We start from the raw sequence: 14,873 nt of genomic DNA, 5'->3' as shown, positions 1-14,873 counted from the left end.
CGGTTACCGTTATTAAGGCTTTATCTTCAACAAACTCAACTTGTGGGGGGGATTTTAGCGCGAACAAAATTACTAGATGATAGGCCAAGTTTCTTTTTAATGGCATAAAAGTTCGACGTGGATAATTGTAGTTGTTGGTAATATTCAATAACGGTTAAACCACTGGATTGGTGGTCTTTAATGATAGTTTTCCATTGTGTTTGGCTTCGCGAAATTCTCATGATTACCTCCAAATAAAATGAAGATATAAGGTATCTGAGATAAGGGGGTAGGTGCTGTTCGCTATACGCTTACCCTAATTTCATCTCATTTCACACAACTAGATATTTAAATAAGAACAACGACACCGCAGATAGCGCAGAAGTTTGTGCTGTTGTCTTCGGTACACAAAGTAACGGAGAGCCGATCGCAAAAACAACATGTATTGGCGATAATACATCAAGTATATATATCAGAGCACTACAGCCTGTTTCCTTGGGATTTGAATTCGTAAAAAATAAGTTCAAAGAGAATAATTATCACCGTGCCTTCACTTATGAGCTTCATACAACAAACTCAACCACCGAGATTAGGGATTTTCAATATGGTACAGGCACCGTAGCTGTAACGGAGCCAATTATACGAATACTAGGAAATTCAGATCACAATGTTTTAAGAGATACCAATATGAAAGAGCGGATATCAAGCTGGGTTGGCGTTTGGCCTTACGGACCAAGCACTGTTCATACTGTCGAGATGATTAACGAAAGCACAGACACCGTCGGTTCTTATAGACTTCCGCCAATTACTCCAACAGATTCTCTAGTCAGTGTCTTCTTATTACACCAAATACATAAACAAAGGCACGGCTAGCGCATTTTAATCCCAGACTCTAAAAGGGTTGAGCGATAGCCATCATCTAACGCGCCATCTTTTTCTTAGCTGCTATATTCGCCGATTTTACTTTGTCTTGTTTAAATAAGCCCATCGCTATTTTCCTCATTATATTAAAAGCGAGTGGACCCACGGCCTTTACGAATTCTAGATTCATCTTCCCTAAACGTCATATCTAGCATCCAGTGCATACTTTCAACCTGCCAATGATTACGGACTGAATATAGGCTTTGCTCTGCATTTAAGCTCAATGAACTAATGTACCAGCGAACCTCTGTTGTCTCTTTTCCTGTTGATTTTTCACATACCTCTGATGTGATTTTAATAATACTATTCAGCCCAACCCATCGATATTTTTTATCAATAAGAAGATATTGACAAATTCTCGTTTCGATTCGCCCATACCCACTGTCTGTTGCTGTATATTCTGCGTGATTTTCTGATACAAAACCTTCTCGTTGGGCTTTGTGCCACCAAACTTCTAACTCACTTTGCATGCCTGAGTGATTACCTTTGAGTGCTAAGATGTAATCAGCTTTTTGTTCAATTATCTGCTTCGCTATTTCCTTTTGGCATCCCATTACATCAAGGGTAATAATACTATTTTCTATATCAAGCATATTTAATAATTCGGGGTTCGCAGTAATCTCATTGGTTTTAGCATCAACGGCAACTTGTCCTAAAACAAGCTGGTGCTGACAACTCCAAGCGCTAACTGTGTGAAATGCATTTTCTCTATCTTTCGTTGAAAAAGAACGTCTTGCAGTCTTACCATCAACCGCAATGACATCACTACCAGTGATTTCTACAAGTGAAGATATCCATGCTTGAAAAGCTTGCTCTATTTCATCAGCTTTTAATCGGCAAATAACACGCGCAATAGTGTCATCCCTATATATTGTGAGCTACGGTGCCGTAAGCTCACAATATATAGGGATCAGAAGGGAAATCTACTGAGCTATTTTGTATTCACTGTAGGAAATATATGACGATGACAAGTAATGCCTTTAATTTTAATGAGTATATTATTTCTGGTGTCGATGTTCGTATAGGTTCATTTTCATTAGAATTTAGCCTTGGTAAACTGCTGTCAAATAATCTTTCAGGACCTACTTTTGAAAAAATCGACTTAGCCTTTTTAATGATGCCTACAGACAAATGGCCAAATTTACTAATCCATTACAATTTAGACCAGAATAGGTTACAGAGGATCGTAGTGACAAACCGTTCTTTTAGTCAGAGAACCTTGATTGAAGTCACATCATTAAGAATACATTGCATCTGGGTGGGTGCGTGTAAGGTAAGGTTCATCTAAATCCAATACAATACAATACAATACAATACAATAGGTAATATGATGAAAAGATATATTTTAACATTAGGCTTCCTCCTATCTGGAAATGTTTTAGCCAATGAGCAATGTTACGATATCATCCCGGATGGTCCAATACAGGAGCTCAATGCGCCAACAATTTCGGTATTTGGAAATGGGGAAATTTATGCAAATAGCACTATGCAAGCGCAAGTTAAAGTCAACTATACTGCGTTGAGTGGTTTTTCATTTGAGCGTGTCACTCTATGTGACTTGTATACAATGACTCCTATCCAAGAAGATCAACAGTGGAAAGTGAGTGAAATAGACAATGGTTATTTACATGAAATTTATCCTTCCAACCCTAAAACCTCGCAAGATCAATTTGTCTCTCCTAATTTCATCTCATTTCACGCAACTAGATATTTAAATAAGAACAACGACACCGCAGATAGCGCAGAAGTTTGTGCTGTTGTCTCCGGTACGCAAAGTAACGGAGAGCCGATCGCCAAAACAACATGTATTGGCGATAATACATCAAGTGTATATGTCAGAGCACTACAACCTGTTTTCTTTGAATTTGAACTCGTAAAAAATAAGATCAAAGAGAATAATTATCACAGAGCCTTCATTTATGAGCTTCATACAATAAACTCAGCCACCGAGATTAGAGATTTTCAATATGGCACAGGCGCCGTAGCAGCAACGGATCCAATTATACGAATAATCGGAAGTTCAGATCACAATGTTTTAAGAGATACCAGTATCAAAGATCGGATATCAAGTTGGGTTGGCGTTTGGCCTTACGAACCAAGCACTGTTCATACTGTCGAGATGATTAACGAAAGCACATACTCCGTCGGTTCTTATAAACTTCCGCCAATTACTCCAACAAATTCTCTAGTCACTGTCTTCTTATTACACCAAACACATAAAAAAATGTATATGACAGGAGAGTATTTATGTGAGTACGACTTCAGCACCCCAAGTGATCGTTGCATTGGTTATAATGGATATTGGAGCTGGGAGTCTGCTTTACCCGACAGATTGATAAATACAGTTAAATTAATTGATAGCTATGGGACAGATCATAAGTTCAGCCTAACTTTTGGGACTGGAGATAATAATGATGATCTATTTTTAGATTACTAATATATAGGGCTCAGCAGGGAAACCTACTGGGCTATTTTGTATTCACAGCAGGAAATATATGACGATGATAAGTAATGCCTTTAATTTTAATGAGTACATTAGTTCTGGTGTCGATGTTCGTACAGGTTCATTTTCATTAGAATTTAGTCTTGGTAAACTGCTGTCAAATAATCTTTCAGGACCTACTTTTGAAAAAAATATAGTTTACAATCCTTTTGATAAACAAGACCATGGGTATGGTATTGGCTGGAAATTGCGTATAACAAGGTTTGATAAAAGTAGTTATAACTTAACCCTTAAAAATGGTCAAAACTTTGAGATTAAGTATCACTCAAGCACCAATGAGTTTACGATCCCATATAAAAAACTAAAAGATACAAAACTATATTACCTAGCTAACATTTCAAAACCGGGAGAACCTTCAAAGCCGGGAATAAAAATTGCCTATAAAAACGGTGAAATAGAGTTTGTTGATTGGAATAAAGGCACTCTTGAAAGGCGTGTATCACCACACGGTCATGAAATATATTTTAGCTATGCCACTCATAGTGGTGAATACCGCCTAATTACTGTTTCTGACAACGCAGGCAATGCGCTAAATACTGACTATTGGAGTACAAACCTTTTCACAACGGTCAGCTTAACCTCACTAAATGGAGAGCAGAGGCAAACTAAACTATATAAGATAGGGTCTGAATTAGATAAAGTTACCTTGCCAAACAGTGAAGGCTTATTTACAAAAATACATTATACCAGCTTATATCAGCTAAATGTAAGAGTCGTAAATACCGTTACGCACCCTAGCGGTCAAGTCGATCACATATGGTACAAAGAATTAGGTCATAAAACGCCTTCAGGCTCTCCTATAAGTCATTATCCTTATGTTATTAAATTTCAAAGTATACATGAAGATAACCAACCACCAGTAACCTCTACATATCATTATTCCACTCTTAACTTCTTAGGTTATAACAGTGGTATATCATGGCAACCTGATTCAGACACATTATTTAAAGCGTTATCTGATTACACCTACTTCAGTGAAGAAACGATTAATGGCAGCGTAAAAATATCTAGACATTATAATAAATATCACCTAGTAAAGAAGGAAGATTTCTACTCTGATAGTTTTCTTTATCAAGCGGTAAGTTATAAATACTTCGCTAATTTAAACTGGACCATTGATAACCAACCAGATAACTACAGCTTGGTTCGTGAACAAAAAACAACTGTTTTTAAGAGTAATGATTCTAGAATAGAAACTAACACCTATGATTATGATGACTACGGTAACTTATTAGCTAGTTTTCATGAAGATGGTAGCTCGACTTATTATGAATACTACCCTATCGAAGGCAGTGGCATTCAATGTCCCGTCGCTCCTAATGGCATTGTTCGATATTTAAAGTCGGAACGTTTTTATTTGCCTAATACAAGTTCTGGAAACTCACCTTATCGCTCTAAGAATGTAGAATATAAGGCATTAGCTATGTTAAACAATGAAGGAAACTTCGTTGTGCCAGTTAGACAAGTAAATTATAATAATGATGTATTAATGACTTACTTTGAAGATATAAATGACAGTAACCAGTTTGGGCGTATTGCCACAAAATCCACTACGATTAATGGTTTCACAAGCCAAATCAACCACCAATATTCTTTTGGTGGTTCACTACTTTCCATTACCAATACACTAACTACTCATGACGGGCATACTACATCCAAACGGGAAGATTTTAGCTACCTTACTGGTAATATGCACTATTCGCACGATGATAAAGGGATTGGAGTTACTGTAGAGCATGATGACTTAGACAGAGTTACCTCTGAGCGCTGGCATTATAATAGTACAACTAAAATATCTAGAGACTATCATTACACCATTGGCAATGGGCAAAACCAACTTTCAATTACAGATTCGACTGGAAAGCAGAAAGTATTCAAATTTAGTAATGCTAATAACCTTATTGTTATTTATCAACAAGATGGAGACGCTAAGTTATTTAAATCTAATGAGTTTGAATACGATGACCATGGGCAAACTATACGCCAATCTAGCTTTGACATTGTAAACTCTACGACATTACCCATGCATGAATACCGGGCATATGACTACTGGGGTGAGATCTCTCAAATAACACATCCAGATAATACGAAGGAAATCATTCAAAATGATGTTGTAGCAATGACATCAACTCACTACATTGAAGGGCTAAACCGAACTAAAAAAGAATACAATATAGTGGGTAAAGAGCTTACTCTCATCAAGTATGACTCTAACGGTGCAGAAATATCAAACACTAGCCATGAGTATAATAGTGCCCACCAATTAATTAGAAGTGTGGATGAAAATAATTTAGAAACATTTTATATTTATGATAACTCTGAAAGATTAATAGAACAGTACTTTCATGATAATTCTCAAAAAGTAACGATTAATATTAATTACACTCCATTTAGCAATGAGCTATTAGCAACACAAATTAGCGTTAATAACGAGCAGGTAGGGCAACGTAGCTATGATGGTTTAGGTCGTGTTGTTACAGAGTCAAAGTTTAACGGTAGCTCTATTGACTTTGAATATACTGGTTCATCAGCTAAGGCTGACAGGGTAAATACAGAATCTGATGATACTATTTATATTAGCTATGACCCATTTTGGGGGGAGAAAGTAGAAATAATTATCAATGGGGATAGCAGTAATAAATCTAGTTACCAATATGATAACCAAGGGCGATTAATAACAGAAAACAACTCAAATTGTGATATTTATTACGGTTACAATCAGTTAGATCAATTGATTATGGAGACGGTTAGTATTGTAGGTTCTGGCGCATCTCTTACTGCAAGCTATTCATACAGTCCAATGGGAACACTGTTACAACAAACTGATTTTATGGGAATGTCTAAAGTTATCATTTATGACGCACTCAGTCGCATTAATAGAACTGAGTTTGTTAGTAAAAATGAACGAACCGAATACTCCATTGATATTTCATATGATCTATATAGTAGACCTATTGAATACCTATACACTAATGCGGATGATTCTTTTTCAAATAAAATTCACTACAGCACATTAGGTATCGAAAGTGGGCAAACAACCTATAAAAACAATTCAACTATTCCTGAAGTCGAACTATCTCAAAATTACTTTGGTAATTTAAAAATAAAAGATAGGGATATCTCGATTAAAGAAAAACGAAATACTTCAGAAAGTATGGAGTACGATCAAGTCGGCAGGTTAATTAACTATAATACGACCGGAGAGTTAGCCGCCAAAGATAATATTGACGAAATCGTTCAGCAATCATTTGTTTTTGATGTTTATGATAATATTGATTTAAAAAAAACCATCTACAAATCAATAGCTGATACCGTTTTAGTTGATTACCAATACGATGATAAAAACAAGAGCCAATTATTTAAAATAGTTCAGCCCAGTGGAAATCATATATTTAATCACGACCTTTCTGGTAATTTACTTAATGATGAGTTTGGAAATCAATATGAGTATGATGCGTTTAATCGTCTGACATCTATTCGTGATAGTTTTGATAATATCATAAATAAGTATAAATATGATGCTCGTGGTTTTTTGATTTCTCAATGCCCATTCAACAATCAAGATATTTACCTTTATTACCAATATAACGCGATAGCAAACGAAAGCTCATCAGGTCATAGTACGAGCTATATAGGTATAGATAATAAAATTATCGGGAGAATTATTGATGAGCAGCATCATCAATATATGGCAAGCGACACTAACGGTAGTGTCCTATCAACTTGGACTCAGTCACAAGATAAAGTAACACAATCTCTAAAAACGTATACACCTTTTGGCTCAACCTATACAAAGGATTTTTCGTAATGAGTAACGGACTTTCGAGAAGACAATTTTTTAAATACAGCGCAATCATGACTAGTATAGCGGTTGCCATACCAAGAACACTTCTGGCTAAATCCACGGCAATGACTGAGCCAGCTGTTATTTTTGAAAATCCTATAGGGTTCAATGGTCAACCAAAAGATTTTGCTGCAGACATGTACCATTTAGGTAATGGTTACCGGGTATATAATCCAGCATTGGGGAGTTTCCATCAATTTGATGGGGAAATGGCTCCATTTGGGGACGCTGGTATCAATGGCTACACCTTTGGTGCGAACGATCCTATCAACAACATAGACCCAAGTGGTAGGCTCGATGTAAGTGGTATCGTAGGCAGTATTTTAGGGCTGTTATTTTCTGTGGCAGTAGCTGCAGCTACTATAATAAGCGGAGGCTTAGCCGCAATCCCATCTCTTGCTCTTAGTCTGACAACACTCACTGCAGGTTTGGTCTCTGGATCGACAGGGATTGCAGCTGCAATTATCGATGATCCGTCTCACCCTGCTTATAATACTCTGTCCACGGCATCTTCTGTTTCGGGTCTCGTCATAGATGTGGCCTCAGTTGGGTTAGGTGGAATTGGAGTGGTAAAACATGGTACTAAAGTAGCGGGGAAATCTGCCAGCTTGTTAAAAAAAATACGCAAAGCAAAGTGGCTTACTAAAGCTGAGCTTAGTCTTGAAAGCCTTGATATGGTGGGAACCTCACTTGGTGTTGCATCCTCATTTAACGGAAACGAGACTTTAGGTAAAGTGGGACTGGGCTTGAATATAGGGAGCAATGCATTAAAGTTAGGCTTTTACTCCCGCATGCCAGTAAAAACAGTTAAAAGTAATCTCACAAAACCCAAAGATGGTGACTTAAACAAAAGACCACCACTAGCTAGACAAAACTCTAACTTAGGTAGCAGTAATGGCCCTTCCCTTGGTTCATATACCCAAGGGCAAATGGCAGCGTCTAAAATAGTAAAAGAGACAATTCGAAGCGCTCGTGTCGCTCGAAATACTTATCGTATGGCTCACAATTCCTCTCCTTCGCCAGCTGTAGAAATGGCCCAATCTGGAAGTTTTTCTGTCTTATCTGATACCAGAAATGGATTACGAGAAGACTTTATAGGTTCACTTGATGCTATTACTGAAAGGCACCAACATTTTAAAGGCCCTGATACAGAAGAGTATGGATTCGGTTTAGGACACTTAAATGCATAATCACCAATTACTCAGACTCTTAAAAAGGTTTGAGCAAGAAAAATAGCTTGGTTTAAGATCAACTTATAGAGCAAGCGGATAGGCTCAAGTCTGAATGGCATTGCATTAAGCTATAAACGGGTCACCCATTAGTTAGTTTCGGTCAAGCTGATGTGTAAATTTCCTTGGTTTTTTACCAAGTAATAGGTCGTACATAAACAACTTATTTATTGTTTGTTAATACACACCTAAAAATCACAATGTTGGTGTCAATATGCACCAGTCACCCATCTGAATTAAAGCTGTGTAGTCATGCAATTTGTATGGCTACTGCTCTTGGCTTTATAAGCCTCAGTAATTATTTAGTACCAAAATTAATCCCGTTCTTTGCAGGTGTTGTTCCTGTTGTTTGGGAGCCTATCTATACTGCTTCGAAATTTGCAGTACAAGCGTTTATGCACACCACACGCCGGCAAGTATCTGAACATGGTATCAGAATGGGCGCTATTCTACCCGGACCTGTTGTGACTGCATTGTTAGATGACTGGCCAAAAGAAAAGATGCAAGAGGCACTTGATAATGGCTCTCTTATGCAACCTAGAGAGGTCGCAGAAGCACTGTCATTTATGCTAACGCGTTCTCCTGGTGTAGTGATCAGAGATATGGTGATTTTACCAAACAGTATTGATCTTTAGTATGTGCTGAGGGCAAAAGTTATGAACAATAAGAAGGGCTACTTTTTAGGCGTTGATGTCGGCACTGGTAGTGCTCGAGCAGGTATTTTCTCTGTTGATGGTGCATTGTTAGAAACCCATCAATGTGCCATCGCGCTGTACAAACAAGAAGGCGGCATTGTTGAGCAATCAAGTGAAGATATTTGGTGCGCTGTTGTTGAAGCAGTGCGTGGCGCTATTTTAAACTCTGATATTTCGGGCAAAGATATTCTTGGCATCGGTTTTGATGCTACCTGTTCACTGGTGGTTTTAGGAGATGGCGGAGAGCCTTTATCGGTGGGTGATCTCGCTTTTCCAAATCGTAACATCATGGTTTGGATGGATCACCGTGCGGTTGAACAAGCCGAGCGTATTAATGCGATTGGGCATCGTCTGCTTGATTATGTCGGCGGGCGAATTTCACCTGAAATGGAAACTCCTAAATTACTTTGGCTTAAGGAAAATCGCCCTGAAATATTTAATAAAGCATGTCAGTTCATGGACCTAATTGATTTTTTGACTTGGCGAGTAACAGATGACCTTGCGCGGTCAGTTTGTACTGTAACGTGCAAATGGACATATATGGCGCAAGAAAAATCGTGGGATAAAAGTTACTTCGAGGCGATTGGGCTGAAAGAGTTAGTTGATGATAACTTTCAAAAAATAGGCACTAAAATTGTTTCTGCAGGTGACGCATTAGGTAGGGGATTAACAGCAAGCGCGGCACAAGAATTAGGGCTTTGTGTTGGAACGCCTGTTGCTTCTGGACTGATAGATGCGCATGCTGGAGGAGTTGGCTCGGTTGGAGCTAAAAATAGTGGTGGTGTAATAGCAAATTTAGCTTATGCGTTTGGCACTTCATCTTGCACAATGACTTCTACGCGTGAACCTGTTTTTGTCCCTGGAGTGTGGGGCCCTTATTACTCTGCGATGGTGCCAGGTTTATGGCTAAATGAAGGGGGACAATCAGTAGCAGGTGCCGCAATTGATAAGTTATTAGGGTTACATCCCTATATTACTACAGCTAAAATATTGGCAGCAGAAGCTAAACAGCTAGTACCTGTTTGGGTACAGCATCAAGCACAGAAACTATTAGGTAATAATAGCAATATAGCGAGCTTAGCTAAGGGCCAGCATGTTGTTCCTGAATTTTTAGGTAATAGGGCACCACATGCTGATCCACATACCCGCGCAGTGATCACTGGTTTAAGTATGCAAGATGATGTGGTAAGCCTGGTTTCTCTGTACATAGCAGGTTTATGTGGAATTGGTTATGGCCTTCGTCAGATTGTTGAAACGCAGGAGAAAGCTGGAATAAAAATAGCGCGTATTGTGATAAGTGGTGGAGCGGGAAAAAGTTTGCTTGTACGTCAGTTGTTGGCGGATGCAACGGGCATAGAGATTACTGCGCCAACGTCTGAAGAGCCTGTTCTACTGGGCTCTGCAATTCTTGGTAGTGTTGCTGCTGGAGTGCATGAAAATATAAACGTGGCTATGCAGGTTATGTCATCTTTTGATTCGAAATATGCTCCTAAAATGGGTGCTGTTGAAGCATTGCCTCAAAAACGATTTTCTATTTTCAAAGACTTGCAATCAATAGCGAGATACTCTGTTGAATGCTAGAAAGAAGCTATAAAAAGCTCTGCAGGTTAGTAATAAACGATAACTAGCAAACTAAATGTACCTATTTGGGTAATACCTATTTAAGTAATACCTACTCCACTAATTATGTTATTTAAATTTTGCGTAGTAAAAACGGCTTAATTCAAGGTGTAAGTTGACGCCCTTCGAGCGGTTAACTTGGTTAACCCTCTAGCGGTGAATTAAAGACTTTAATTCACAAATGGTTGTTTCCTTTACGAAAATGACAACGCAAAAGTAAGTTGTTGTGACGCGTAAAATAGATCCGCTCGTTAATGGAATTGCTATAACCCTTTAAAGTAGCAGCATGCCTAATAGAGGCATAATGAAAAATGCTAATAAGGTTTGCATGGTAATAATGGAGGCCATTGCCTCAACATCGCCACCTAATTGGCGGGCAAGTATGTAGGAAGAAGGCGCTGTGGGTGCCATAAATGCGATGATCAATACGGCTGCAGCAATGCCAGTCAGACCGGTATAGGTTATTAGCGCGATAGTCACTAATGGTTTTAGTCCGAACTGTATGAGAGATGACCAAGCAATGGCACTAAAATGACCTTTGATGGATTCTGGTTTTAGCGCTGCTCCCACAGCCAGTAAGCCAAAAGGTAATGCCGCTCGACCGACTATTTCAAGAATATCGCCAACAATAATGGGTATTCCTATATCACTTAAACTTAAAAACCAACCAATAGTACAACCGATAATCAGCGGGTTAAACATAATCGCTTTTATAAACTGTAACGTGCCTTTGATTGACGACTTCCCCCAGATTACAAATACTGAAATACACCAAACATTAATTAATACAATCATAAATCCAGCCGCCACCGAGCTCAGTGCGAGGCCCGTTGCACCGTATAAACTTTGTGCCACGGCAAATGTTATGTATGTGTTGAAACGTATACCGCCTTGGAATATGGACGTAAAAGTCGCATTGTTTTTTGTTAGTTTGTTACGTAAGAGTATTAACAATAATGCAGAGGTTATTAAGGTACCCAGCACCACCAATAACATTGATGTCCAAGGCATACCAATAAGAGATTGTTCGCCAAGTGTTCTGATTAACAGAGCGGGAAAAAGCACAAAATAGGTTAGTTTTTCCATACCAGGCCAGGTTTCTTCAGGCAGGAATTGAGTCCGTTTTAAAATGAATCCAAGAATAATAAGAGCCATTATGGGAATAAGTGCATTTATAAAAATGATCATCGTGTACCCATTATTATCTTTGAATTAAAATTTATGATGCTTAATGAAAGCGAACAATACATCAAATAACTGGTAGTTAACGTGCTGATGGTCACCAAATAAATCAGTGGTTGATATCCAGTCCCCTGATTTAAATCGCTATAAAGTCACTTCGTTTTTTTATTGTTGCTACCTGAGTTTTTTAAGATAGAAAGGAGTACAAAGGGGAAAAACCCCAGGGGATTAGGCAATAAACACACAATGTTGGGAAATTAAAGAGCGCCCCTGATGAGGCATCAACCATTTAGTAAGGTTACTCTACTGGCTCATTACTAATAGATAACTCGATTTGCTCAACGTAATTTTTTGTTGATAACAAGGGAAGTGGACGACCCAAACCGAAGAAAGCATTAACATGTTTGATAGCGGGTATCTTTCCACTTTCTTTAAATACAGCGGTTGTTGTCGCTTTAAGTTCAACTAAATCAATGCGGTGCTCTGCGCCGAATGTTTCAACTGGTTTATACGTCGTTTTTTCTGAAAAAATATTGGCGAAGTCACTGTATCCCATTTTCATATCCTTAAATATCATTGTTATTGTGGCGTTAACTCACCTTAATAAGCGCACTTAAAAAGGCGTTTTTGAGTCTCATTAGAAAACACCTCGAATTTTGAGGCGAAATATTAACAGAATTCCAATGGTTACGTCACTTTAATGCAACGTAAGGCGTAGTCATAACCCATATTCTGCTGCCAAGTGCTTTAGCGGGTATTGTCACTTATCGACTTTGTAGGTAGTAGCCAGTAGTCGCTAACTAATAGCAAAGTAATAGTGAAGTCATAGTGAAGTCATAGCGAGGTAATAGGGGGCTCAAGTTTGTCAGTTTCTCATTTTTTATGAGGGCGTTAGCCTCGTTTTTCTACCTTACGCTGGTTAAGTAACAAAACCGCCATAAATCTTTAACACAACTGTCATAAAACCTCATTAACCTACACTTATTAGGTAAAAATACATTATAAAAACAACATTTTTAAGGGAAGTATAATGAGCAATTTTTTAAAAAAAGAATCTGATTTTAGCAATATGGTGAATGCTCGTTTATCTCGCCGAGGTTTTTTAATGGGCACTGCCATGGCTGGTGCAGGGGCTTTTTTAGCAGTAAACCCTATTGCTAAAGCAATCGCCAGTAGCATGAACAGTAGCTTGTTAAATTTCGAGGCTATTAGCACATCGACCAGTGATTCAATCTTACTTCCCAAGGGGTACAGCTCAAGTACATTAATGTCTTGGGGGGATCCTATTTTTGCTAATGCTCCTCAATTTAATCCTAATGGTCAGCAAGGCTCAAAAGCGCAAGCATTGCAGTTTGGTGATAATACCGATGGAATGAGCATTTTTCCTTTATCAAATGATCGCGCCATTCTTGCTATCAATAATGAATACACCAATTATGAATATCTGTTTGCGCATGAAGGCAAAGCAATGACAGCGGATGATGTATTAAAAGCACAAGCCGCAGTGGGTATTACTATTGTTGAGATTGTTAGAAAGAACGGTCAGTGGATAATGGACCCAGCAGGCCGTGTGAATCGTCGTATTACAGCAAATACTGAAATGTTAGTAACAGGGCCAGCCGCCGGACATGATTTGTTAAAAACAAAAGCCGATCCATCAGGTAAAAAAGTATTAGGGACATTTAATAACTGTGCGAATGGGGAAACACCCTGGGGGACATACCTGACCTGTGAAGAAAATTTCAATTCGTTTTTTGGCTCAGACAAAGAAGTGGCTGTTAGCCCTGATGATAAGCGTTACGGTATTAAATCAGAGCAAAGTAAATATCAGTGGCATAACTTTGATGATCGCTTCGATGTGGCTAAGAACCCAAACGAAGCGAATCGTTTTGGTTGGGTTGTAGAGATTGATCCAAATGATCCCACATCAACACCCTTAAAACGAACGGCTTTAGGACGATTCAAACATGAAAATGCAGCCTTAATTGTTAATGATGACGGTCATGTTGTTGTTTATCTTGGGGATGACGAACGTGGTGAGCATATTTACAAGTTTGTATCAAAAGGCAAATACCAAGCGGGTAATAACGCAGAAAACCGCAACCTTTTGGAAGAAGGGACGCTGTATGTTGCCAAGTTCTTAATGAAAAAAGACAAGCTAGAAGGCGATGGTGAGTGGTTAGAGTTAACCTACGGTAAAAATGGCTTAACAAAAGAAAATGGATTTAATAGCCAAGCAGAGGTGATGATTTTCGCTCGACGTGCAGCAACACAAGTGGGCGCAACAACCATGGATAGACCTGAGTGGGTTGCCGTGCATCCAGATAAAAAACACGTATTCTGCACCTTAACCAACAACAAACATCGCGGCATAAAAGAAGGCCAAGATGTTGATGCTGTTAATCCTCGTGCTCAAAACCATTATGGCCAAATTGTCCGTTGGGAGCCAACTAAGGGAGACCATGTGAGTGCGTCATTCCAGTGGGATTTATATTTGATTGCAGGCAACCCAAGCGTGCACCAAGGCAACTTGTACGCAGGCAGTGACAATATAAATAAAGATAATATGTTTAACAGTCCAGATGGTATTGGTTTTGATAAAGCGGGGCGTTTATGGATTCAAACAGACGGTAACTACTCAAATAAAGGCGACTTTTCAGGACAAGGTAATAACCAAATGTTGTGTGGCGACCCTAAAACAGGGGAGGTTCGTCGCTTTTTAACTGGCCCAATTGGCTGTGAAATTACCGGCTTAACCTTCTCCGATGACCAAAAGACGATGTTTGTTGGCGTGCAACATCCTTCGGGGCATTTTCCTGCAGGGGGAAACCACAAGCCACGTTCAACGATAGTGATGGTAACAAAAGACTCGGGTGGGGTAATCGGTAGCTGAGGTTGTA

At 38.8% G+C, this 14,873-nt stretch carries 9 protein-coding genes and 1 pseudogene; 6 read left to right on the top strand and 4 right to left on the bottom strand.

Annotated features, from left to right (window positions below):
• Window positions 1-35: 35 nt before the first annotated feature.
• Both tnpA and CXF74_RS19065 read right to left on the bottom strand, forming a co-directional pair.
• The gene (tnpA, locus tag CXF74_RS19070) at window positions 36-221 is read right to left on the bottom strand and encodes an IS66 family insertion sequence element accessory protein TnpA (protein WP_101084127.1); all 186 of its coding nucleotides are present in this window, start codon (window positions 219-221) and stop codon (window positions 36-38) included.
• Between the two features lie 627 nt (window positions 222-848).
• A pseudogene (locus CXF74_RS19065) lies at window positions 849-1,757 on the bottom strand (ISAs1 family transposase); the annotation flags it as partial.
• Between the two features lie 473 nt (window positions 1,758-2,230).
• Between CXF74_RS19065 and CXF74_RS19055 the strand changes: the two are divergent.
• The 5 genes from CXF74_RS19055 (at window position 2,231) to CXF74_RS19035 (ending at window position 10,752) form a co-directional block, all read left to right on the top strand.
• Entirely contained in the window at window positions 2,231-3,337 is a 1,107-nt protein-coding gene (locus tag CXF74_RS19055) for a hypothetical protein (RefSeq protein ID WP_101084125.1), read from the top strand.
• A 58-nt stretch (window positions 3,338-3,395) separates the two neighbouring features.
• Window positions 3,396-7,211, top strand: a complete 3,816-nt coding sequence (locus CXF74_RS19050) for a hypothetical protein (RefSeq protein ID WP_101084124.1) — start codon at window positions 3,396-3,398, stop codon at window positions 7,209-7,211.
• On the top strand, window positions 7,211-8,437 hold the full coding sequence (locus CXF74_RS19045) for an RHS repeat-associated core domain-containing protein (RefSeq protein ID WP_101084123.1): 1,227 nt from the start codon (window positions 7,211-7,213) through the stop codon (window positions 8,435-8,437). Before CXF74_RS19050 ends, CXF74_RS19045 begins: the two co-directional genes overlap by 1 nt.
• A 302-nt stretch (window positions 8,438-8,739) precedes the next feature.
• A complete protein-coding gene (locus CXF74_RS19040; protein ID WP_198552924.1) occupies window positions 8,740-9,111 on the top strand; it encodes an SDR family NAD(P)-dependent oxidoreductase in 372 nt (123 codons plus the stop codon).
• 21 nt (window positions 9,112-9,132) lie between these two features.
• Window positions 9,133-10,752 (top strand): FGGY-family carbohydrate kinase, encoded by a 1,620-nt coding sequence (locus CXF74_RS19035; RefSeq protein ID WP_101084122.1) that lies wholly within the window; start codon window positions 9,133-9,135, stop codon window positions 10,750-10,752.
• Between the two features lie 312 nt (window positions 10,753-11,064).
• Here the strand turns inward: CXF74_RS19035 and CXF74_RS19030 are convergent, their stop codons facing one another.
• Both CXF74_RS19030 and CXF74_RS19025 read right to left on the bottom strand, forming a co-directional pair.
• Window positions 11,065-11,979: an AEC family transporter gene (locus CXF74_RS19030; RefSeq protein WP_101084121.1), complete on the bottom strand. Its 915-nt coding sequence runs from the start codon at window positions 11,977-11,979 to the stop codon at window positions 11,065-11,067.
• Window positions 11,980-12,271: 292 nt separating this feature from the next.
• Entirely contained in the window at window positions 12,272-12,529 is a 258-nt protein-coding gene (locus CXF74_RS19025; protein WP_101084120.1) for a hypothetical protein, read from the bottom strand.
• Between the two features lie 474 nt (window positions 12,530-13,003).
• Between CXF74_RS19025 and CXF74_RS19020 the strand changes: the two genes are divergently transcribed.
• The gene (locus tag CXF74_RS19020) at window positions 13,004-14,866 is read left to right on the top strand and encodes a PhoX family protein (RefSeq protein ID WP_101084119.1); all 1,863 of its coding nucleotides are present in this window, start codon (window positions 13,004-13,006) and stop codon (window positions 14,864-14,866) included.
• Window positions 14,867-14,873: the final 7 nt, after the last annotated feature.

Origin of the sequence: Psychromonas sp. Urea-02u-13 (genome assembly GCF_002835995.1) — a bacterium.
In the GTDB taxonomy this organism is placed as follows: Bacteria; Pseudomonadota; Gammaproteobacteria; order Enterobacterales; family Psychromonadaceae; genus Psychromonas.
The sequence above is the reverse complement of the archived record's forward strand: the minus strand, read 5'-3'. Positions and strand labels throughout refer to the sequence as shown.

What these genes read in the sequence shown, in the direction of transcription:
- tnpA (WP_101084127.1), bottom strand. Translation starts at nt 221, where the DNA reads ATGAGAATTTCGCGAAGCCAAACACAATGGAAAACTATCATTAAAGAC.
- CXF74_RS19055 (WP_101084125.1), top strand. Translation starts at nt 2,231, where the DNA reads ATGAAAAGATATATTTTAACATTAGGCTTCCTCCTATCTGGAAATGTT.
- CXF74_RS19050 (WP_101084124.1), top strand. Translation starts at nt 3,396, where the DNA reads ATGACGATGATAAGTAATGCCTTTAATTTTAATGAGTACATTAGTTCT.
- CXF74_RS19045 (WP_101084123.1), top strand. Translation starts at nt 7,211, where the DNA reads ATGAGTAACGGACTTTCGAGAAGACAATTTTTTAAATACAGCGCAATC.
- CXF74_RS19040 (WP_198552924.1), top strand. Translation starts at nt 8,740, where the DNA reads ATGGCTACTGCTCTTGGCTTTATAAGCCTCAGTAATTATTTAGTACCA.
- CXF74_RS19035 (WP_101084122.1), top strand. Translation starts at nt 9,133, where the DNA reads ATGAACAATAAGAAGGGCTACTTTTTAGGCGTTGATGTCGGCACTGGT.
- CXF74_RS19030 (WP_101084121.1), bottom strand. Translation starts at nt 11,979, where the DNA reads ATGATCATTTTTATAAATGCACTTATTCCCATAATGGCTCTTATTATT.
- CXF74_RS19025 (WP_101084120.1), bottom strand. Translation starts at nt 12,529, where the DNA reads ATGGGATACAGTGACTTCGCCAATATTTTTTCAGAAAAAACGACGTAT.
- CXF74_RS19020 (WP_101084119.1), top strand. Translation starts at nt 13,004, where the DNA reads ATGAGCAATTTTTTAAAAAAAGAATCTGATTTTAGCAATATGGTGAAT.